The organism is Mycolicibacterium litorale, from assembly GCF_010731695.1.
Taxonomy (GTDB): Bacteria; Actinomycetota; Actinomycetes; order Mycobacteriales; family Mycobacteriaceae; genus Mycobacterium; species Mycobacterium litorale.
In genome coordinates this window covers 3,809,120-3,829,455 of record NZ_AP022586.1, presented here as the reverse complement: position 1 = coordinate 3,829,455, position 20,336 = coordinate 3,809,120, and the positions used below count along the sequence as shown (strand labels likewise).

Genomic DNA, 20,336 nt, shown 5'->3' with positions numbered 1-20,336 from the left:
GAGCCGTCGTCGACGAGGGGACTTCCGCATGGCCACCGGCGTGACCGTCTTCCATCCGTCCGCCGGCCGCGCCCGATTCGCCGAGTACGCCCACGCATTCGCCGACTCCGCCCGCGGGTGCCCGGGTTTCGTCGCCGCATCCGCCGCGCTCGACGACTTCGAGCTCGCCGTCGCCGTGACGTTCGCCGACGACGACTCGCTCGAACACTGGCTCGACAGCCCGCAGCATGCCGAGATGCTCGGGCATGGCCACGAGCTCGGGTTCTGGCGGGCCGCAACGCCTGTGGTGCTGAGTTCGGAGGCGCCGCCGCCGCACGGCGTCGCGGCGTTCCGCCACGATGTCGCCGACGGAAGGGAGGCGGAGTTCGTCGCGGCGCAACGCCGTCTCGGCACCGCGGTGGCCGAGGCGCCGGGCTACGAGGGCACCGCGCTCTTCCCGCCGGACGCGGCCGGCGGATGGCTGTCTGTGCTGCGGTTCCGCACCGACCGCCAGCTGGCCGACTGGTTGGCGTCGGCGCGTCGCACCGAGGCGCTGCCGGAGCTGAGAAGCAGCCTGGCCGAGGACTTTTCGCCGCTCAGCCAGACCACCCCGTTCGGCACCACGGTGCGCGTCGACGACGGGCGCCTGCGGATGACGCCGAACTGGAAGTCGGCGATGATGGTGATGCTCGTGCTCTACCCGACGGTGATGTTGCTGTCGCGGTTCTTCGGGCCGGTACTGGACGGCTGGGGTGTGCAGCCGTGGCTGGCGCTGTGGCTGAGCCAGGTCGTCAGCGTTGTCCTCATGCAGTGGTGGTTGATGCCGGGGGCGACGAGCCTGTTTCGCCGGTGGCTCGATCCGGTCGACGGCGCCGGACTCGTGACCACGCTGCGCGGTGCTGCGGTGGTGCTCGCGGTGTACGTCGTCACGCTGACCCTCTTCGCGTCGATCACGTGGCTGCAGTACTGGGACTACCGCTGATCACCACCGCCCGTCGGCCACCTGCTCGACCGCGTCAGCGGCATGGGCGGGTCCGCCGTGGCGGCGGGTCTCCTCACGAATGCTGTTGAGCCGCAACCGGACCACGGGGTCCGACGCCAGACCGATGATCGCCTCCCTGATCTCCTGCGGGGTGGGCGGGTCGGCGCGAAGGTGTCGGCCGATGCCTGCGGCCTCGAGCTGATCGGCATTCGCGGGCTGGTCCACGGCCTGCGGTACGGCGGCCATCGGCACGCCGTACCAGAGTCCCTCGGTGCACGAACCCATTCCGGCGTGGGTGAGAAAGGCGTCGGCATGGGCGAGCACGGCCGGCTGAGGGACGACGGTGCGAACCTGCACCCAATCGGGAACAGGTCCGAGTTCGTCGGCGGTCATCCGGGCGCCGGTGGCGAGCACCATCCGCCAGCCGGTGCCCTGCAGCCCCTCGATCGCGTTGCGGTAGACGTCCGGGCGCCGGGTGTAGGAGGTGCCGAAGGCCGTCAGCAGCAGAGGACCCTCGCCGGGCGGTGGCGTCCAGTCGCCGGGATCTTCGCGGTGCGGGTCGATACAGGGTCCGACGAATCGATAGGAGTCGCCGACGCGATCGGCGTTCGGTTGCAGGGCGCGGGGGATGAGCACCAGGCATCGCCGCGGTGCGCCGGTGACCTGTTCGTAGGTCAGCGTCGTGCCCGACGACGTCAGCCACTCGTCGAACGCGCGCCGGTAGTCCCCGCCGGACGGGCTGTCGAACAGCGCGCTCAACTGATCGGCCATGTCCTCGTGATAGCCGTCCCACGCCACGTAACTGGGCGAGAGCTGAGCGCACGGCACCCCCCAGCGTTGCGCCGCCACCGGGCCGGCCATGCCGCCGATGTCGTAGAGCACCACGTCGGGACGGTCGCCGTCGAGTGCCTCGTGCAGCTGGGGCAGCACGTGTACCGCCTCGTCGAGGAACAGTCGCATGCCGGCCACCGGGTCGTCGTCGGCCCATGCCGTCGGGGCGCCGGGAGCGCCCGGTAGCACCGACGAGCAGGCGACGACGGTGGCGCCGGTCGGCGAGGCGATACCGGCGAGGTGGCCGCCGACCACATAGCTGACCCGGTGTCCTCGGCTGACGAGTTCCCGGACCATCGCGAGGTGGGGATACATGTGGCTGGGCGCCGAAGCGGCGACGACGCAGATGTGCACGCGGCGATTGTGCGCATCCCGGTGGACAGAAGTCGCGGAATTTTGTCAGACTTGAGCGGAACAGACTCAACCTTGACCGCGTTGACATAGGCGAGAAGCATTCCAACCAGACGATCGGAGGTGTCGTGGACTCTTTCAACCCGACGACCAAGACCCAGGCGGCGCTGACTTCGGCGTTGCAGGCGGCCAGTGCCGCCGGCAACCCGCAGATCGTGCCCGCCCACTTGTTGATGGCACTGCTCACGCAGAACGAGGGCATTGCCGCACCCCTTCTGGAGGCCGTCGGCGTCGAACCCGCGACGATTCGCACCGAGACGCAGCGCCTCCTCGACCGGCTGCCCAGCGCCAGTGGCGCCAGCGCGCAGCCGCAACTGAGCCGCGAATCGCTGGCCGCGATCACCGCAGCCCAGCAGCTCGCCACCGAGATGGACGACGAATACGTCTCCACCGAACACATGATGGTCGGCCTGGCCACCGGTGACAGTGACGTCGCGAAGGTGCTCACCGGGCACGGCGCGTCGCCGCAGGCCCTGCGTGAGGCGTTCGTGAAGGTCCGCGGCAGCGCCCGCGTCACCAGCCCGGACCCCGAGGGCAGCTACCAGGCGCTGGAGAAGTACTCCACCGACCTGACCGCCCGCGCGCGTGAAGGCAAGCTCGACCCGGTCATCGGCCGGGACACCGAGATCCGCCGCGTCGTACAGGTGCTGAGCCGTCGCACCAAGAACAACCCCGTGCTGATCGGCGAACCCGGCGTCGGTAAGACCGCGATCGTCGAGGGCCTGGCCCAGCGCATCGTCGCCGGCGACGTACCGGAGTCGTTGCGCGACAAGACCGTCGTCTCCCTGGACCTCGGCTCGATGGTGGCCGGCTCTAAGTATCGAGGTGAATTCGAGGAACGGCTCAAGGCCGTCCTCGACGACATCAAGAATTCGGCCGGGCAGATCATCACGTTCATCGACGAGCTGCACACCATCGTCGGCGCCGGCGCGACCGGAGACTCCTCGATGGACGCCGGCAACATGATCAAGCCGATGCTCGCCCGCGGTGAGCTGCGGCTGGTCGGCGCGACCACGCTCGACGAGTACCGCAAGTACATCGAGAAGGACGCCGCGCTGGAGCGTCGCTTCCAGCAGGTCTACGTCGGCGAACCGTCGGTGGAGGACACCGTCGGCATCCTGCGTGGGCTCAAGGAGCGCTACGAGGTGCACCACGGCGTGCGCATCACCGACTCCGCGCTGGTGTCGGCCGCGACGTTGAGCGACCGCTACATCACCGCCCGCTTCCTGCCGGACAAGGCCATCGACCTGGTCGACGAGGCCGCATCCCGGCTGCGCATGGAGATCGACTCCCGGCCCGTCGAGATCGACGAGGTCGAGCGCCTGGTCCGTCGCCTCGAGATCGAGGAGATGGCGCTGGCCAAGGAGGAGGACGACGCCTCCAAGGAGCGGCTGGAGAAGCTGCGCGGCGAGCTGGCCGACTACAAGGAGAAGCTGGCCGAGCTGACCACGCGGTGGCAGAACGAGAAGAACGCCATCGACATCGTCCGCGAACTCAAGGAGCAGCTCGAGACGCTGCGCGGTGAGGCCGACCGGGCCGAACGCGACGGCAACCTCGAGAAGGCCGCCGAGCTGCGCTACGGCCGCATCCCCGAGGTCGAGAAGAAACTCGACGCCGCGGTGCCCCAGGCTGAAGCGCGTGAGGACGTCATGCTCAAGGAGGAGGTGGGACCCGACGACATCGCCGAGGTGGTGTCGGCGTGGACAGGTATCCCCGCGGGCCGCATGCTCGAGGGTGAGACCGCCAAGCTGCTGCGCATGGAGGACGAGCTGGGTAAGCGGGTCGTCGGTCAGCGCAAGGCCGTCACCGCCGTCTCCGATGCGGTGCGGCGTTCCCGCGCCGGGGTCGCCGACCCCAACCGTCCGACCGGGTCGTTCATGTTCCTCGGGCCGACCGGTGTCGGTAAGACCGAGCTGGCCAAGGCGCTGGCGGAGTTCCTGTTCGACGACGAGCGCGCGATGGTCCGCATCGACATGAGCGAGTACGGCGAGAAGCACTCGGTGGCCCGCCTGGTCGGCGCGCCCCCGGGTTACATCGGATACGACCAGGGCGGTCAGCTGACCGAGGCGGTGCGCCGTCGCCCGTACACGGTGGTGCTGTTCGACGAGATCGAGAAGGCCCACCCGGACGTGTTCGACGTGCTGCTGCAGGTGCTCGACGAGGGCCGGCTGACCGACGGTCAGGGCCGCACGGTCGACTTCCGCAACACCATCCTGATCCTGACGTCCAACCTGGGCGCCGGTGGATCCGAGGAGATGGTGATGGCCGCGGTGCGCTCCGCCTTCAAGCCGGAATTCATCAACCGCCTCGACGACGTGATCATCTTCGACGGGCTCAACCCCGAAGAGCTGGTCTCCATCGTCGACATCCAGCTGCAGCAGCTGGCCAAGCGGCTGGCGCAGCGCCGCCTGCACCTCGAGGTGTCGCTGCCGGCGAAGAAGTGGCTGGCCCAGCGCGGGTTCGATCCGCTCTACGGCGCCCGGCCGCTGCGCCGCCTGGTGCAGCAGGCCATCGGTGACCAGCTGGCCAAGATGCTGCTGGCCGGCGATGTGCACGACGGCGACATCGTGCCGGTCAACGTCAGCCCGGACGGCGAATCGCTCGTGCTCGGCTGAGACAGCACCGCGAGCAGACGCAGAATCGCCCCCGCACACCCTCGGGAACGCGATTCTGTGTCTGCTCGGCGTTTGACCACTGTGGCTTGTGGGACACGTGCGTCTGAGACTCGGTTGTGACCAACTTGAGTTCGGGCGAAAGCGGTACCAGCAAGTAGGCTAGGTCCGATGGTCCCGCTCTGGTTCACGCTGTCTGCGCTCTGCTTCGTGGGTGCGGCCGTGCTTCTCTACGTCGACATCGACCGTCGGCGCGGGCTCGGCCGACGCCGCAAGTCGTGGGCCAAGTCGCACGGCTTCGACTACGAGCACGAGTCCGCCGACATCCTCAAACGCTGGAAACGCGGCGTGATGTCCACCGTCGGTGACATCACCGCCAAGAACGTCGTGCTCGGTCAGATCCGCGGCGAGGCGGTCTTCATCTTCGACCTCGACGACGTCGCCACCGTCATCGCGCTGCACCGCAAGGTCGGCACCAACGTCGTGGTCGACATGCGGCTCAAGGGCATCAAGGAGCCGCGGGAGAACGACATCTGGCTGCTCGGCGCGATCGGCCCCCGGATGGTGTACTCCACCAACCTCGACGCCGCCCGCCGCGCCTGCGACCGCCGCATGGTCACCTTCGCCCACACCGCGCCCGACTGCGCCGAGATCATGTGGAACGAACAGCACTGGACGCTGATCAGCATGCCGGTGACCAGCACCCGCGCCCAGTGGGACGAGGGTCTGCGCACCGTGCGGCAGTTCAACGACCTGCTCCGCGTCCTGCCCCCGATCCCGCAGACCGATTCGGTGCAGGCCGTGGCCAGGCGCAGCGGTTCACCGAGCCGCCCGATCAACCCCGCGCCGCTGCGCCAGCCGGAACCGCCGCAGGGCCGCCCCGGCCCGGCGGCCCCGCCCGCGCGGCCATACGCCCAGCGTCCCGAGGCCGGCCGTCCCGACGGCCCGCCCGCGGCTCGCCCGGACAGCGCGCGGCGCACCCCGCCCGCGCGCAACGGGCACCAGTCGCCCAACTTCCAGCGCTGAGTACTCTCATACGCGATGCCACGCCCCGTCGTTCTGATCACCGGACCGACCTCCGGCCTCGGTGAGGGCTTCGCGCGGCGTTATGCCGCCGATGGCTATGACCTGGTGCTCGTCGCCCGCGACCAGACCCGCCTCGAGGCCCTCGCCGAGGATCTGCGTGCCGGGACCGGCGCCACCGTCGAGGTGCTGCCCGCCGACCTCGCCGACGCCGCCGGCCGCGAGAAGGTCGCCGAGTGGTTGTCCGCCGGGGTTCAGGTGCTGGTCAACAACGCCGGATTCGGCACCTCCGGCGAGTTCTGGACCGCCGACTACGCGCTGCTGCAGTCCCAGCTCGACGTCAACGTCACCGCCGTCATGCAGCTGACCCACGCCGCCCTGCCGCCGATGCTCGACGCGCACAAGGGCACGGTCATCAACGTGGCCAGCGTGTCCGGCCTGCTGCCCGGCAGGGGCTCGACGTACTCGGCGTCCAAGGCATGGGTGATCGCCTTCTCCGAAGGGCTCGCCAACGGGCTCGGTGGCACCGGCGTCGGGGTCCACGCCCTGTGCCCCGGCTTCGTTCACACCGAGTTCCACGAGCGGGCCGGTATCGAGATGTCCGGTCTACCGTCCGTGATGTGGCTCGAGGTCGACGACGTGGTCCGTGACTGCCTCGCCGACGTCGCCAAGGACAAGGTCGTGATCGTGCCGAGCCTGCAGTACAAGGCGATGACCACCGCCAGCCGGCTGATGCCACGCAATCTGGTGCGCGCCATGACGAGGACCGTGGGCCGCGGTCGCGGCCGAACCTGATCGCCGGTGCGGGCACTGTTCGCCGTCGTCGTGACGGTTCTGCTCGTCGCGGTCTCGGGCTGCTCGGAGGAAGCGGCCCCCTCGGACACGTACGCGGCGCCGACCGCGAAAGTCGGGGAGTCACTACAAGTCTCGGGCTGGAACATCTCGGTGTCCAACGTGCGCTTCGAAGCCGAGCACGTCCTGGTCGACGTGGACGCCGCGCATTCGGGCGACGGCGAGCCGGTCGCACCCGAGTCGCTGCGATTCGGCCTGTACGGCGCGCTCGTCCATCCGATCGAGACGAACGGGCTCGGCGGCTGCCAGAACATCGACGCGCTCACCGTCACGCCGCTCGCGGCCCCGAGTCCCGACCGGCTCAGCGGCACGGTGTGTCTGGGCCCGCAGCGCGACCAGAGCCAGGTGCGCGGCGTCTACGTGTACTCACCGCAGGACCGGATGCCCGGCACCACCGTCGCCTACGCCGCGGCGTTCCCCGTCGGTCTGCTGCCCACCACCGACACCGAGACCGGTCTGACGCTCAAGTCCACCAGCCTCGAGGCGTTTCGTGCCGACGGCGCCCAGCTCAACCAGAGCGCGCTGGGTGACCCGGAGGCGTTCACGGGCAACGGCTACATGCTGCTCGGCCTCGACATCGACGGCCTGGCGAGCCGCTACCGCGAGGACTCCACGCGGCGCGGCGGCCCGCTGATGGTCGTCGCCGCACCCTCCCTGCCCGGTAAGGGACTGAGCTACGCATGCTCGGCATACGGGGCATCGGTGCTGGTACTGCCCGACGCGTCCCGCGAGGCGGTCGCGATGCGCGCCTCACTGTGCACCCAGGGTGAGATCAACAGTGCGCTGCTGTACGCGTCGGTGTCGGTGATCGGCACCCACGCCGCGCTGTGGACGCTGGAATGACGGATGCGCCGGGCCCCACCGAATGGGGTGAGGGTCCCGGGGTGGGGCCCTGGCCCGGTGAGCTGCCCGACGATCCCCGCTACGACCCGGAGCTGTTGCGCACCGGCGACACCCGCAACGTGGTGGACGCCTACCGCTACTGGACGCGCGAGGCGATCATCGCCGACATCGACCGGCGCAGACACCCGCTGCACATCGCGATCGAGAATTTCGGCAACGACGCCAACATCGGGGCGGTGGTCCGCACCGCCAACGCCTTTGCGGTGGACACCGTGCACATCGTGGGCCGGCGCCGGTGGAATCGCCGGGGCGCCATGGTCACCGACCGCTACCAGCGGTTGCGCCACCACGACAGCACCGCCGAACTGCTGGACTTCGCCGCGGCCGCGGGGCTGACCGCCGTCGCGGTCGACAACGTGCCCGGTGCGGTGCCGCTGGAACGCACCGCGCTTCCGCGCGACTGCCTGATGATCTTCGGGCAAGAGGGTCCCGGGATCACCGACGACGCGAAAACCGGTGCGCGACTTACGGTCTCAATTGCCGCGTTCGGCTCGACACGCAGCATCAACGCAGCGGTCGCCGCCGGGATCGCCATGCACGCCTGGATCGTCCAGCACGCCGACCTCAGTAGAGCCTGGTAGCCGGTCGCGCAGCAGCAGCCACACCGTGATCGCTGCGCTGAGCATCAGCGCCGCACCCACACCCGAGGCGATCGCCAGTCCGCTGCTGAAGGATTCGCGCGCCGCGTCGAGCAGCATTCCGGCCTGGTCGGCCGGCAGCGTGTCCGCGACGTCACGTGCCGCCGCCAGCGAGTCACGCGCCTGCGCGGCGATGCCCGACGGCAGGTTCGGTGGCAGGGCCAGGGTGCGGTACACCCCGGTCACGATGGACCCGATGACCGCGATGCCCAGCGCCATCCCGAGCTCGTAGGCGGTCTCGGAGACGGCGGCGGCCGCACCAGCGCGTTCCCGCGGAACGCTCGCCAGGATGACGTCGCTGGCGACGGTGAACGCCAGCCCGAGTCCGACGCCGACGACGAACAGCGAGAAGCCCAGCTGTGGGTAGGGAGTGTGCGGATGGATCGTGGTGAGCGTGGCCATCGCGACGCCGACCATGGCCAGGCCCGTCGTCAGGACGGCGCGCTGGGTCCAGCGGCGCACCGCGAAGCCGGCGAGCACACCGAACACGGTGGCGGTGAGCGCCGCGGGCAGTTCGGCCAGCCCGGCGCCCAGCGGACTGTAGCCCTGCACCAACTGGAAGTACTGGGACAGGAAGAACACCAGCCCCGAAAGGCCCAGCACCGACAGCAGATTCGCGCCGACCACCCCGGAGAACGCGCGGTTCGCGAACAGCCGGACGTCGATCAGCGGACTGGGCAGCCGCAGCTGCCTGCGCACGAACATCGTCAATGCCGAGGCGCCGACGAGGGCGGCCGCCGCCGCGGTGAGCTGCGGGCCGTGCGCCGCGGTCTCCTTGATCGCGTAGACCACGCTGAGGATGCCGGCCATCGACAACCCGACGCTGGGCAGATCCCATGGCCCGGGTTCGGGATTGCGGTGCTCGGGCAGCAACGTCAACCCGCCGATCAGCAACACCACCATCACCGGCACGTTGATCAGGAACACCGAACCCCACCAGAAGTGTTCGAGCAGTACGCCGCCCACCACCGGGCCGAGCGCGGCGCCGGCCGAGAACGCCGACGCCCACACGCCGACGGCCAGGCTGCGCTGCCGGGCGTCGGCGAAGATACCGCGGATCAACGCCAGGGTGGCCGGCGCCAGCGTCGCACCTGCCACACCCAGCAACGCGCGCGCGCCGATCAGTGCCTCGGCGGTGGGCGCGTACGCGGTGACGACGGACACCGCCGCGAAAAGCGTTGCACCACAGAGCAGCAGCCTGCGATGGCCGATGCGGTCGCCGAGGCTGCCCATCGTGATGAGCAGGCTGGCGAGCACGAACGAGTAGATGTCGCCGATCCACAGCAGCTCGGTGCCCGAGGTGTGGAGGTCGCTGCTGATGAACGGCGTCGCCAGCGCCAGCACCGTGCCGTCGATCCCGATGAGGAGGACCGCGAGGGTGAGGACGCCGAGCGCGAGCCAGCGACGGGTCATGAGTTCTGTACTCCGCTCAGAAGCAGTTCGGTGATCATGCGTTCGAAGTCCCGGCTCGCCGCGCGGCCGACCTGGATGCACCAGCCGGCGCCGCCGACGAGGCTGTACAGCGCCTCGGTCAGCCACGCCGCGGTCAGGTCGGGGCGGAACTCGCCGGTGCGCTGGCCGCGTTCGAACAACGCGGTGATCGCGGCGTCGATTTCGGTCCAGCCGTCGATCGACTGGTCGGCGTCGAGTTCCTGGCTCTGGCTGTAGAGCAGCGCCAGATACGGCGACACGGGCCTGCACGCGGCGACGAGCCGGCTCAGCGCCTCGGACGCCGAATCCTCGGGCAGCCGCGCGGATGCGACCGCCGCCCGCATCTCCGACATCGCCAGCTCGTCGAGGGCGGCCATCAACGCGGGCTTACCCGCGAAGTGCCGGTGCAGGGTGGCCCGGCTGACCCCGACGGCCGCCGCGATCTCGTCCTGCGTGGCGTTCGGGCGGCGGCCGAGGAAGTCCGCCGCGGCACGCAGCAGTGCCTCTCGATCGGTTGCCATGAAGCGAGAGTATCTCATTTGAGACATTAATGTCTCATGCTGCTGATCCGGACCGGTTTCCGAGGCGCGGCGGGTGAGGCAGGATCGACCCATGGATCAGCTGTGGGCCAATCGTGCGGCCAGCGCCGAAGCGGCGATCACCCAACGGCATCTGCGACGCCTCTGGGGACTGCCCGGCACCCAGCTCGGCGTGGTGGCCTGGCCGGCGGCCGCACCGCACAAGCGGTTCAAGACCTGGCACCACTGGTGGCAGGCCCACCTGCTGGACTGCCTGGTCGACGCGCAGCTGCGGGATCCCAATCCGGACCGCAGGCAGCGCATCGCCCGCCAGATCCGCGCGCACCGCCTGCGCAACGTCGGCCGGTGGGTCAACGACTACTACGACGACATGGCCTGGCTGGCGCTCGCCCTGGAACGTGCCGACCGGCTGGCGGGTGTGGCGCAACCGCGCGCCGAACGCACCCTGTGCGATCAGTTCGTCAACGCCTGGGTGCCCGAGGACGGCGGCGGCATCCCGTGGCGCAAGCAGGACCAATTTTTCAACGCCCCCGCCAACGGTCCGGCAGGCATCTTCCTCGCCCGTTATGACGACCGGTTACGGCGCGCCCAGCAGATGGCCGACTGGATCGACGAGGTGCTCATCGATCCGGAGACCCAGCTGGTCTTCGACGGCATCAAGGCCGGGTCACTGGTGCGCGCGCAGTACACCTACTGCCAGGGCGTGGTCCTCGGCCTGGAGACCGAGCTGGCCGTACGCACCGGCGACGACGAACACGCCATGCGGGTGTGCCGGCTGGTCGGCGCCGTCGCCGCGCACATGGCGCCCGACGGCATCCTCAAGGGCGCGGGCGGCGGCGACGGCGGCCTGTTCCACGGCATCCTCGCGCGTTACCTCGCCTTGGTCGCGACCACATTGCCCGAACGCACCCCCGAGGACACGGCGGCCCGCGACATCGCGCGCCGGCTCGTGCTCACCTCCGCCGAGGCGGCGTGGGACAACCGGCAGACCGTCGATGGGCTCCCGCTGTTCGCCGCCTTCTGGGAGCGCACCGCCGAGCTGCCCACCGCGCTCGGGCGACAGGCCCAGTCCGTCGAGGGCGCCGTCAACGCCTCGGAGATCCCGGAACGCGATCTGTCCGTGCAGCTCTCGGGATGGATGCTCATGGAGGCCGCGCACACCGTGAGCGGCGATCAGCCGTCCGACGAGGGATCCACCGGAACGTGACCGAAACGTCCACCCGCACCATCGGCTCGCTGCCCAGTCGGCTCAACCGGGACCCGAAGACCCCGCGGTCGACGGACAACCGCGCCGCCGCCCTGCTGCTCACGTTCACCGTGCTGGCCGTGCTGTGGGCGAATTCGCCTTGGGCGGAGACCTATTCGACGTTCTGGGACACCCACGTCGCGGTGAGCTTCGGTGAGTACCGCGCCGAGCTGTCGGTCAAGCACCTCGTCAACGACGGTCTGATGGCGTTCTTCTTCTTCATCGTCGGCTTGGAGGTCAAGAGCGAGTTCGTGATCGGCGAACTGACCGACCGGTCGCGGGCGGCGGTGCCGGTGGTGGCGGCGATCGCCGGGCTCATCGCACCCGCTGTCATCTTCCTCGTGTTCAACCCCTCCGGGGAGAACGCGCAGGCCTGGGGTGTGGTGATCTCCACCGACACCGCGTTCCTGGTCGGCGCGCTCGCGGTGATCAAGCCGAAATTCCCGGCGCGCCTGCGGATCTTCCTGCTGACGCTGGCGGTGGTCGACGACGTCGGCGCGCTCGGCGCGATCGCGCTGTTCTACACCGACGACCTGCAGGTCACCCCGCTGGCCGTCGCCGTGGTGCTCATCGTCGCGCTGAGCCTGGTGCGCAGGCTGCCCGCCCTGCGCGGACCCGCTTACGCCGTCCTGGGTTTCGCGCTGTGGATCGCGCTGTATCTGGCACACGTGCACCCGACGCTGGCCGGTGTGGCGGTGGCCGTGCTCATCCCGGTGTTCACCCCGGAGCGCCGGCAGGTCGAGCAGACCGTCGACCTGGTGCGCGCCTTCCGCCAGTCACCCAACCCGCACTACGCCCGCGCGGTGACCCGCGGTCTGCGCGAGTCGATCTCGATCAACGAGCGGCTGCAGACCACCGTCGGGCCTTACGTGTCGTTCGGGGTGCTGCCGATTTTCGCGTTGGCCAACGCGGGGGTGCACCTCGACGAGGACACCATGACGGCGGCGATGACCTCGACGCTGACGTGGGGCATCGTCGCCGGCCTGGTGCTCGGCAAGTTCGTCGGCATCACCGCGGCCACCGCGCTGATGCGCGCCACCGGCTGGGGACAGCTCGCCCCCGGGCTTTCGCTGCGGCGGGTGGCCGGGGGAGCGGTGCTGTCCGGAATCGGATTCACCATCTCGCTTTTCATCGTCGAGCTCGCCATCGACGACCCGGCCCGCCAGGACGAGGCGCGCGTCGGCGTGCTGATCGCCTCGGTGCTCGCATTCACGTTGGGCTGGGCGCTGTTCCGGATCACCGACTGGGTGAGCCCGCCGGATCCCGTCGGCCTGCACCTGGTGCGGCCGGTCGATCCACATCGCGACCACATCCGGGGTGATCCGAACGCACCGCTGGTCCTCGTCGAGTACGGCGACTTCGAATGCCCGTTCTGCGGCCGGGCCACCGGCGCCATCGACGAGGTCCGCGCCCACTTCGGCGACGACCTGCTCTACGTGTGGCGCCACTTCCCACTCGAACGCGCGCACCCGCGTGCCTTCGACGCCGCGCGGGCCAGTGAGGGCGCCGCCCGGCAGGGCAAGTTCTTCGACATGGCCCGTCAACTGTTCGGACACCAGGACGACCTGGAGTGGTCGGACATGTACCGCTACGCCGTCGCGATCGGACTCGACATCGAGCAGTTCGACCAGGACGTGCGGGTGCACGCCTCGAAGGTGCTGCACCGGGTGCAGGACGATGCGCAGGACGCCGAGGTGATGGACCTCAACTCCACACCCACGTTCTTCGTCAACGGCACACGGCACAAGGGACCGTGGGACGCCGCCAGCCTGATCCGTGCCCTCGAGGCCGGCAGACCCCCGCGCTGAGCGTTCGCTCAGAACACGCCTAGGTTGGTGGACGTGAGGGATGTGCTGGCCGATCTCGTGACGATCTGGCGTGCCGGAGGCACTGCGGCCTTGGCCACGGTGGTGCGCACCTTCCGGTCTGCCCCGCGGCCGCCGGGCGCCGCGATGGTGGTGAGCCCGGACGGCGCCGCCAGCGGTTCGGTGTCCGGCGGCTGCGTCGAAGGCGCCGTCTACGAACTGGGCAACGAGGTGATCGCCGACGGTGTCGCGCGGCTGGAGCGCTACGGCGTCAGTGACGACGACGCGTTCGCCGTCGGGCTCACGTGCGGCGGCATCCTCGACGTCTTCGTCGAACCGGTCTCGCGGCGGACGTTCCCCGAACTGGCCGACGTGGCCGCCGACATCGACGAGCACCGCCCAGTCGCGGTTGCCACCGTGATCACGCACCCCGACACCGCATGGGTGGGCCGGCGGATCGTGGTGCGCACCGAGGAGGTGTCGGGGAGCCTCGGTTCGCCGCGCGCCGACGCGGCCGTGACCGACGACGCGCGGGGACTGCTGGCGACCGGCCGCAGCGAGGTGCTGACCTACGGCCCCGACGGGGAACGCCGCGGTGAGGGCATGGAGGTGTTCGTCGCCGCGCACGCGCCGAGGCCGCGGATGCTGGTGTTCGGCGCCATCGACTTCGCCGCCGCGGTCGCCCGGCAGGGTTCGCTGCTCGGCTACCGGGTCACGGTGTGCGACGCCCGGCCGGTGTTCGCGACGGCCGCGCGGTTCCCGACCGCCGACGAGGTCGTCGTCGAATGGCCGAACCGCTACCTGGCCGCCCAGGCCGAGGCGGGCGCCCTCGACGGTCGCACCGTCATCTGCGTGCTGACCCACGACCCGAAGTTCGACGTCCCGCTGCTCGAAGTGGCACTGCGGCTGCCCGAGGTCGGCTACATCGGGGCCATGGGATCCCGCCGCACCCATGACGACCGGCTGCAGCGGTTGCGCGAGGCCGGGCTGACCGACGAGGAACTCGCCAGGCTGGCCAGCCCGATCGGCCTGGACCTCGGGGCGCGCACCCCGGAGGAGACCGCGGTGTCGATCGCCGCGGAGATCATCGCCCGCCGGTGGGGCGGCACCGGGCGTCCGCTCGGCGACGTCGGCGGACGCATCCACCATGAACAGGACGAGCACAGCAGTTCCGTGAACTGACCCGAGATGCCATGCTGAGCGGTATGGATCAGTACCGGCGCGATGACCTGGTGTTCGACGTCCGCGATGCCGGCCCGCCCGATGGGCCGGTCGTCGTACTGCTGCACGGGTTCCCGCAGCGCAACACCAGCTGGGACGCGATCATCGAGCGGCTCACCGCCCAGGGGTACCGCTGCCTGGCGCCCAACCAGCGGGGGTACTCGCCGGGCGCGCGGCCGCAGCGGCGCCGCGACTACCGGCTGCCCGAACTGATCGCCGACGTCGGCGCGCTGATCGACGCGAGCGGCGCCGAACGTGTCCACCTCGTGGGCCACGACTGGGGCGCCGCGGTCGCGTGGGGCGTCGCCGCGGAGATGCCCGAGCGGCTGGCCACGGTGACGCCGGTGTCGGTACCGCACCCCGCGGCGTTCCTCAAGGCCATTCCGACCAGCAGGCAGGGGCTCGCGTCCTGGTACATGTACTTCTTCCAGCTGCCCTGGCTGCCGGAGCGGCTGCTGATGAGCCGCGGCGGCGGGGTGGCGAAGGCGTCGCTGACCCGGATGCGGCAGACCCCGGCGCTCGCCGAACGCGACATCTCCGCGATGCAGGAACCGGGTGCGCTGACCGCCGGCCTGAACTGGTACCGGGCCATGCCGCTGATGGATCCGCGCGCCACCGGCGGCAAGATCACGGTGCCGACGATGTTCGTGTGGAGTGACGACGATCCCGCGCTGCTGGCCAAAGGCGCCTACGACACCGAGCGATACGTGTCGGGGGAGTACCGGTTCGAGATCATGTCGGGCGCGTCGCACTGGATTCCCGAGGAGCGCCCCGACGAGCTCGCGGGTCTGCTTCTGGACTGGTTCGCCGCCCACCCGACCGCCTGAGGCTGGCGAGGTCGGGTTAGGTTGAGGCGGTGACGGATTCCGGAAAGCCCAGCATCGAATTCCCCGCCCGTATCGGTGTGTGGTGGGCCAGCGAGACCTGGTCGATCACCGATGCGCAGGACGTGGCGCGGGAGATCGAGGCGCTCGGCTTCGGTTCGCTGTTCATCCCCGAGGTGACGGGCAAGGAGTGCCTGACGCAGTCGGCGGCATTCCTGGCGGCCACCGACCGGCTGGTGGTCGGCACCGGCATCGCCAACATCCACATCCGGCTGCCGTCGGCCGCCGAGACCGGTGGGCGCACGCTCAACGCGCTGCACCCGAACCGCTTCGTCCTCGGGCTCGGGGTCAGCCATGCCCCGCTGGTCGAACACGCGATGGGCGGCACCTACGCCAAGCCGCTGGCGACGATGCGCACCTACCTCGAGAAGATGGCCGCGGTGTCCGAAGCCATCGAACCCGGCGCGCCGCGGCCGGTCCGGCTGCTCGCCGCGCTCGGCCCGAAGATGATCGAGCTGTCCGGCACCCACGCCGACGGCGCCCACCCGTACCTCGTCACGCCGGAGCAGACGCGCACCACGCGCGAGATCCTCGGGCCGGACAAGTGGATCGTCTCCGAGCAGGCCGTCGCGACCGGCGGCGACGATGCCGACCAGCTGCGCCGCGCCCACCAGCACCTCGACGTCTACAGCGGGCTGCCGAACTACCGGAACTCGTGGCTGCGCCAGGGATTCGACGAATCCGATCTGGTGCGTGGCGGTTCGGACCGGTTGGCACGCGGTGTCGTCGGCATGGGCTCGGTCGAGCAGGCCGCCGCGTCGGTCACCGCCCATCTCGACGCCGGCGCCGACCACGTGGTGGTGCAGGTGCTCGGTGACAATCCGATGGCCGATCCACGGCCGGCGCTGCGCGAGCTCGCCGAGGCGCTGGGGCTCAAGGGCTAGCGCGGCGGGGCCGACAGCTGCGCCTTGACGGTGCGCGTCAGCGCGTCGCCCAGGATCTCGTTCTCGCCGGCGAACAGACCGTCGAGTGCGAGCTTGGCCACCACACCCGGGTCGGTCTTCTGGTCGGCGGGTACGTAGGGCACCATGTCGGTGTCCATGTAACCGACGTGCAGTGCTGCGACGTGAATACCCTTCGGCGCCAACTCCGTTCGCACCGCATCGGTCAGCGCCCAACCGGCGGCCTTGGCGGCGGCGTACGCACCGCTGGTCGGCGGATGCGCCCACGACAGCACCGACAGCACGTTGAGGATCGCTCCGCCTCCCGATGAAGCACCGTTGCGTTCGATGATCGGCGCGAACGCGCGGATCACCTGCAGGGTGCCGAAGTAGTGCGTCTCCATCTCGAGGCGGATGTCGTCGAGCGCGCCGTCGAGCAGCGTGGAGCGGGTGGAGACCCCGGCGTTGTTGATGACGACGGTGACGTCGGAGGCCAATTCGGCAGCGCGCCGGATCGATTCGGGATCGGTGATGTCGAGCTGTACGGGTATCACCGCGGGCAGGTCGACGGTCTCGGGGCGGCGGGCGCCGGCGTAGACCTTGGCGCCGCGGGCGACGAGTTGTTCAGCGAACCGCCGACCCAATCCGCGGTTGGCACCGGTCACCAGGGCGACGACGTTCTCAGTGTTCATGATGCTCTCTCCTTCTGCGTCGCAACGGTTTCAGCGATCAGCGCCCGGGCAGGCGGTCGGTGACCTCTTGCAGAATCCACTCGTTCCCGTCCGGGTCGTGGAACGACGCGTACGACGCGTAGCTGCGGCGTTCGGGATCCGGTCCCGGCACGCGCGCCGCCGTCCCCGCGTGGTTGAACACACCGGTGACGTCGTGGAAGACCTCGCTCACCTCGACGCCTCGCTCGGCGAGCTCCGTGCGGGCCGCTTCGATGTCGGTGACGACCAGGTACAGGCCCTGCGTGGAGCCCGGCGTGGCCGTCGTGACACCGTCACCGAAGATGACCGAGGCGGACGACCCGGGTGGGGTCACCTGGATGACCCGATACCCCTCTGCCACAGGGAAATCGGCGTCCAGTCGCCACCCCAGTGCCTCATAGAAGTCCTTGGCCTTGTCGGCGTCCGAGACGGGTACCACGATGACTTCGAGTTTCAGATCCATGACGGCTCCTACATTTCTGTGGGTTCGAGCCGTGGCACAGAAGTCGCGGTTCGGACTGTGTCAGCCGGATCGTACCGGCGTGTCCGGATGAACGTCGGCGGTGACAGGGTTCATTCCCGGCCCCGTCGAGGCCCGTCGTCGGTACTGTCCCAGGCAGCCCTCGAGGAGCGGAGCGCGCACATGACAGGTCCGGCAGAAGCCGAACAAGATCCGCACGACCCGGCTGTCGCCGGCCTACCTCCTCGGCGAGGAGTAGCGCGCATGGACGCCGTCCCCATCGACCCCACGCGGCACACCTTCGCCGTCGGCGTCGTCGGCGGTCCCACCGTGGTGATCGATTACGGTGGAACACGTTTCGTGACCGATCCGACGTTCGACGAACCACGCGACTTCGGCAACATGGCCAAGCTGGAGCCGCCTGCGGTGCCGGCAGCCGGCCTCGGACCGGTCGACGCGGTGCTGCTCAGTCACGACGACCACCACGACAACCTCGATGTCGCCGGCCGGCAGTGGGCGACCACCGCGGTTCCGTTGATCGTGACGGGGCCCGGCGCCGCGACCCGCCTCGGCGCACCCGCGCTGGGCCTGCCGACCTGGGACAGCACCGAAGTGGCACGTGCGGACGGCGCCGGGCGCATCACCGTCACCGCGGCACCCGCCGTCCACGGTCCACTCGACGGAACCCGGGACGCCTCCGGGCATGTCAACGCTGAGGTGACGGGCTTCGTGCTGCGGGCAGCGGGCCTGCCGACGGTGTACGTCAGCGGCGACAACGCGTCGCTGGCCCCCGTCGTGGAAATCGCACGGCGATTCCCGGACATCGACGTCGCCGTGCTCTTCGCGGGCGCGTCTCGGCTGCCCACCAAGAATCAGGGCCGCCCGCTGACGCTGACCGGGCCCCGGGCTGCGGACGTCGCTGCGGCGCTTGGGGTTTCCCGTGTCGTGATCGCCCATATCGCGGGATGGTCGATCTACAGCGAGGACTTCTCCGACGTGCGGACCGCATTCGACGAGGCGGGCATCGCGGACCGCATCGTCTCGAGCGGCGCAGGATTCTGGTCGTTGCTGTGAGCTTGCGCCTCCCAGTAACGAGGGAATCGGTCCTACTCGGCCGGATGTCTGCGCACACAGAATCGGTTCCACGGAGCGACACCCAGATCGAGGAGCACCGATGACAACACCACTGACCGAACTGGGCGTACGCCTGCCCGTGATCGCCGCGCCGATGGCGGGCGGCGCCACGACCACCGCGATGGTGATCGCCGCCGCGGAGGCCGGAAGTCTCGGACTGCTCGCCGCGGGCTACAAGACCCCCGAAGCCCTGCAGGCCGAGATCACCGCTGTGCGCGCCGCGCCAGTTCCGTTCGGTGTCAACGTCTTCGCCCCGAACCCGGTGCCCATCGACGCCGCGGCCTACCGCCGGTACGCGGACCTGATCCGCGCCGAGGCCGACCGGTACGGTCTCACCCTGCCCGCGGAGCCCCGCGACGACGACGATGCGTTCGACGCGAAGATCGACCTGCTCCGCTCAGACCCGGTGCCCGTCGTGAGCTTCACGTTCGGGCTGCCGGCAGGTGACGTCATCCGGGCACTGCAGCAGGCCGGCACCACCGTCGTACAGACCGTCACGTCGGCCCGGGAAGCCGAAGCCGCCGCGTCCGCGGGTGTCGACATGCTGGCCGTGCAGGCCGCGGTCGCCGGGGGGCACTCGGGCACCTTCACACCCGACCGGATGCCCGCGCCGCTGGCGCTCACCGATCTGGTCGCGCAGGTCACCGCCGCCGTCGCGCTGCCCGTGATCGCCGCCGGCGGGCTGGGCACCGCCGGCGACGTCGCCGCGGTGCTGCGTGCCGGCGCCTCGGCGGCCGCGGTCGGGACGGTGCTGCTGCGCGCCGACGAGAGCGGCGCGTCGGCCACCCACAAGGCCGCGCTGAACAATCCGTCGCGTACCGAGACCGTCCTCACCCGCGCCTTCACCGGACGCCCGGCGCGCGGACTGCGCAACCGGTTCATCGACCGGTACGAGCCGTCGGCGCCGTTGGGCTATCCCGCCCTCCACCACCTGACGAGTCCGCTGCGCAAGGCGGCGGCCGCCGCGGGTGACGCGGACGTCGTCCACCTGTGGGCGGGCACCGGCTACCGGCACGCCGCCGAGAAGCCGACGGCGACGATCCTGACCGATTTGGCGGGGGAGGTTTAGGCCGGATCGATCGGCGGCGCGGCGATCCCCGCCCGCTTGGCGGCGCGGCGACGCTTGTAGTACTCGATGAACATCGGCGCGACCGAGGCCAGCACGATGGCGATGAAGATCGGCTCCAGCAGCTTCTGGATGATCTCGAACTGGCCGAGCGTGTAGCCCAGCAGTGTGAGCCCGATGCCCCACACGACCGCGCCGAGGATGTTGTACAGCGCGAACACCGGATAGCTCATCCGGGCGGCACCGGCGGTCAGCGGTGCCAGCGTACGAACGATCGGCACGAACCGGGCGATCACGATCGCGAACGGGCCGCGCGTCTCGAAGAACAGGTGCGCCTCGTCGAGGTACTTCTGCTTGAGGAAGCGGGCGTCCGGCTTGAACATCGCCGTCCCCAGATTCCGCCCGATCCAGTATCCGACCTGCCCACCCAGGATCGCTGCGATCGGGATGAACACCAGCAGCTGCCACAGCTGGAAGTTGATCGTCTCGCCGCCCTCGTCGGCCACCGCGGCCGTCCCGGCGGCCAGCATGCCCGCCACGAACAGCAGCGAGTCACCGGGCAGGATCGGGAACAGCACCCCGGATTCGACGAAGATCACGACCAGCAGGCCCACCAGCGCCCAGGTCCCGAAGTAGCCGAGCAGAGTCATCGGATCCAGGAAGTCGGGCATGAGGGCCAGATGGGTGGTCGTCATGGGTACCCAAGATACCGGCCGAAAATGGCAGCT

Annotated in this window: 19 protein-coding genes; 13 read left to right on the top strand and 6 right to left on the bottom strand. The window is 69.9% G+C overall.

Annotation, left to right across the window (positions count from 1 at the left end; all coding sequences use genetic code 11):
- The first annotated feature begins 28 nt into the window (after window positions 1–28).
- Window positions 29–961 (top strand): putative antibiotic biosynthesis monooxygenase, encoded by a 933-nt coding sequence (locus G6N30_RS18250; protein WP_179965487.1) that lies wholly within the window; start codon window positions 29–31, stop codon window positions 959–961.
- On the opposite strand, the gene G6N30_RS18245 is transcribed toward G6N30_RS18250, so the two are convergent.
- The gene (locus tag G6N30_RS18245; RefSeq protein ID WP_234880263.1) at window positions 962–2,146 is read right to left on the bottom strand and encodes a macrolide family glycosyltransferase; all 1,185 of its coding nucleotides are present in this window, start codon (window positions 2,144–2,146) and stop codon (window positions 962–964) included.
- Window positions 2,147–2,271: 125 nt separating this feature from the next.
- Here G6N30_RS18245 and clpB point away from each other — a divergent pair, with 125 nt between their 5' ends.
- The 5 genes from clpB (at window position 2,272) to G6N30_RS18220 (ending at window position 8,174) form a co-directional block, all read left to right on the top strand.
- A complete protein-coding gene (gene clpB, locus G6N30_RS18240) occupies window positions 2,272–4,818 on the top strand; it encodes an ATP-dependent chaperone ClpB (protein WP_134057766.1) in 2,547 nt (848 codons plus the stop codon).
- A gap of 168 nt (window positions 4,819–4,986) precedes the next feature.
- Window positions 4,987–5,841, top strand: a complete 855-nt coding sequence (gene ttfA / locus G6N30_RS18235; RefSeq protein WP_134057764.1) for a trehalose monomycolate transport factor TtfA — start codon at window positions 4,987–4,989, stop codon at window positions 5,839–5,841.
- Window positions 5,842–5,856: 15 nt separating this feature from the next.
- Window positions 5,857–6,633, top strand: a complete 777-nt coding sequence (locus tag G6N30_RS18230; RefSeq protein WP_134057762.1) for an SDR family NAD(P)-dependent oxidoreductase — start codon at window positions 5,857–5,859, stop codon at window positions 6,631–6,633.
- Between the two features lie 6 nt (window positions 6,634–6,639).
- Window positions 6,640–7,533: a hypothetical protein gene (locus G6N30_RS18225; protein WP_134057760.1), complete on the top strand. Its 894-nt coding sequence runs from the start codon at window positions 6,640–6,642 to the stop codon at window positions 7,531–7,533.
- The gene (locus G6N30_RS18220) at window positions 7,530–8,174 is read left to right on the top strand and encodes a TrmH family RNA methyltransferase (protein WP_134057758.1); all 645 of its coding nucleotides are present in this window, start codon (window positions 7,530–7,532) and stop codon (window positions 8,172–8,174) included. Before G6N30_RS18225 ends, G6N30_RS18220 begins: the two co-directional genes overlap by 4 nt.
- Here the strand turns inward: G6N30_RS18220 and G6N30_RS18215 are convergent.
- Together G6N30_RS18215 and G6N30_RS18210 are read right to left on the bottom strand one after the other, a co-directional pair.
- Window positions 8,067–9,644, bottom strand: coding sequence for an MFS transporter (locus tag G6N30_RS18215; protein WP_134057756.1), 1,578 nt, complete (start codon window positions 9,642–9,644; stop codon window positions 8,067–8,069). The two genes, G6N30_RS18220 and G6N30_RS18215, sit on opposite strands and share 108 nt — an antisense overlap.
- Window positions 9,641–10,183: a TetR/AcrR family transcriptional regulator gene (locus G6N30_RS18210; protein WP_166674614.1), complete on the bottom strand. Its 543-nt coding sequence runs from the start codon at window positions 10,181–10,183 to the stop codon at window positions 9,641–9,643. Before G6N30_RS18210 ends, G6N30_RS18215 begins: the two co-directional genes overlap by 4 nt.
- A gap of 91 nt (window positions 10,184–10,274) precedes the next feature.
- On the opposite strand from G6N30_RS18210, the gene G6N30_RS18205 reads away from it, so the two are divergent.
- The 5 genes from G6N30_RS18205 to G6N30_RS18185 are packed head-to-tail and all read left to right on the top strand — an operon-like array spanning window position 10,275 to window position 16,241.
- The gene (locus tag G6N30_RS18205) at window positions 10,275–11,408 is read left to right on the top strand and encodes a glycoside hydrolase family 76 protein (RefSeq protein ID WP_134057752.1); all 1,134 of its coding nucleotides are present in this window, start codon (window positions 10,275–10,277) and stop codon (window positions 11,406–11,408) included.
- On the top strand, window positions 11,405–13,255 hold the full coding sequence (gene nhaA / locus G6N30_RS18200; protein ID WP_134057750.1) for a Na+/H+ antiporter NhaA: 1,851 nt from the start codon (window positions 11,405–11,407) through the stop codon (window positions 13,253–13,255). Before G6N30_RS18205 ends, nhaA begins: the two co-directional genes overlap by 4 nt.
- Before the next feature lie 33 nt (window positions 13,256–13,288).
- Complete coding sequence (locus tag G6N30_RS18195; RefSeq protein WP_134057748.1) at window positions 13,289–14,434, top strand: XdhC family protein; 1,146 nt, start codon at window positions 13,289–13,291, stop codon at window positions 14,432–14,434.
- Between the two features lie 23 nt (window positions 14,435–14,457).
- A complete protein-coding gene (locus G6N30_RS18190) occupies window positions 14,458–15,300 on the top strand; it encodes an alpha/beta fold hydrolase (RefSeq protein WP_234880262.1) in 843 nt (280 codons plus the stop codon).
- A gap of 29 nt (window positions 15,301–15,329) precedes the next feature.
- Window positions 15,330–16,241, top strand: a complete 912-nt coding sequence (locus G6N30_RS18185; protein WP_134057744.1) for an LLM class F420-dependent oxidoreductase — start codon at window positions 15,330–15,332, stop codon at window positions 16,239–16,241.
- Here G6N30_RS18185 and G6N30_RS18180 read toward each other — a convergent pair.
- Together G6N30_RS18180 and G6N30_RS18175 are read right to left on the bottom strand one after the other, a co-directional pair.
- Complete coding sequence (locus G6N30_RS18180; RefSeq protein WP_134057742.1) at window positions 16,238–16,930, bottom strand: SDR family oxidoreductase; 693 nt, start codon at window positions 16,928–16,930, stop codon at window positions 16,238–16,240. The two genes, G6N30_RS18185 and G6N30_RS18180, sit on opposite strands and share 4 nt — an antisense overlap.
- 37 nt (window positions 16,931–16,967) lie before the next feature.
- On the bottom strand, window positions 16,968–17,411 hold the full coding sequence (locus G6N30_RS18175; RefSeq protein WP_134057740.1) for a VOC family protein: 444 nt from the start codon (window positions 17,409–17,411) through the stop codon (window positions 16,968–16,970).
- A 261-nt stretch (window positions 17,412–17,672) separates the two neighbouring features.
- On the opposite strand from G6N30_RS18175, the gene G6N30_RS18170 reads away from it, so the two are divergent.
- Both G6N30_RS18170 and G6N30_RS18165 read left to right on the top strand, forming a co-directional pair.
- Entirely contained in the window at window positions 17,673–18,482 is an 810-nt protein-coding gene (locus G6N30_RS18170; RefSeq protein ID WP_134057738.1) for an MBL fold metallo-hydrolase, read from the top strand.
- A gap of 100 nt (window positions 18,483–18,582) precedes the next feature.
- A complete protein-coding gene (locus tag G6N30_RS18165) occupies window positions 18,583–19,611 on the top strand; it encodes a nitronate monooxygenase (RefSeq protein WP_134057736.1) in 1,029 nt (342 codons plus the stop codon).
- On the opposite strand, the gene G6N30_RS18160 is transcribed toward G6N30_RS18165, so the two are convergent.
- Window positions 19,608–20,303, bottom strand: a complete 696-nt coding sequence (locus G6N30_RS18160; protein WP_134057734.1) for a VTT domain-containing protein — start codon at window positions 20,301–20,303, stop codon at window positions 19,608–19,610. The two genes, G6N30_RS18165 and G6N30_RS18160, sit on opposite strands and share 4 nt — an antisense overlap.
- Between the last annotated feature and the right edge of the window lie 33 nt (window positions 20,304–20,336).

What these genes read in the sequence shown, in the direction of transcription:
- G6N30_RS18250 (WP_179965487.1), top strand. Translation starts at nt 29, where the DNA reads ATGGCCACCGGCGTGACCGTCTTCCATCCGTCCGCCGGCCGCGCCCGA.
- ttfA (WP_134057764.1), top strand. Translation starts at nt 4,987, where the DNA reads ATGGTCCCGCTCTGGTTCACGCTGTCTGCGCTCTGCTTCGTGGGTGCG.
- G6N30_RS18230 (WP_134057762.1), top strand. Translation starts at nt 5,857, where the DNA reads ATGCCACGCCCCGTCGTTCTGATCACCGGACCGACCTCCGGCCTCGGT.
- G6N30_RS18220 (WP_134057758.1), top strand. Translation starts at nt 7,530, where the DNA reads ATGACGGATGCGCCGGGCCCCACCGAATGGGGTGAGGGTCCCGGGGTG.
- G6N30_RS18215 (WP_134057756.1), bottom strand. Translation starts at nt 9,644, where the DNA reads ATGACCCGTCGCTGGCTCGCGCTCGGCGTCCTCACCCTCGCGGTCCTC.
- G6N30_RS18210 (WP_166674614.1), bottom strand. Translation starts at nt 10,183, where the DNA reads ATGGCAACCGATCGAGAGGCACTGCTGCGTGCCGCGGCGGACTTCCTC.
- G6N30_RS18205 (WP_134057752.1), top strand. Translation starts at nt 10,275, where the DNA reads ATGGATCAGCTGTGGGCCAATCGTGCGGCCAGCGCCGAAGCGGCGATC.
- G6N30_RS18190 (WP_234880262.1), top strand. Translation starts at nt 14,458, where the DNA reads ATGGATCAGTACCGGCGCGATGACCTGGTGTTCGACGTCCGCGATGCC.
- G6N30_RS18180 (WP_134057742.1), bottom strand. Translation starts at nt 16,930, where the DNA reads ATGAACACTGAGAACGTCGTCGCCCTGGTGACCGGTGCCAACCGCGGA.
- G6N30_RS18175 (WP_134057740.1), bottom strand. Translation starts at nt 17,411, where the DNA reads ATGGATCTGAAACTCGAAGTCATCGTGGTACCCGTCTCGGACGCCGAC.
- G6N30_RS18170 (WP_134057738.1), top strand. Translation starts at nt 17,673, where the DNA reads ATGGACGCCGTCCCCATCGACCCCACGCGGCACACCTTCGCCGTCGGC.
- G6N30_RS18165 (WP_134057736.1), top strand. Translation starts at nt 18,583, where the DNA reads ATGACAACACCACTGACCGAACTGGGCGTACGCCTGCCCGTGATCGCC.
- G6N30_RS18160 (WP_134057734.1), bottom strand. Translation starts at nt 20,303, where the DNA reads ATGACGACCACCCATCTGGCCCTCATGCCCGACTTCCTGGATCCGATG.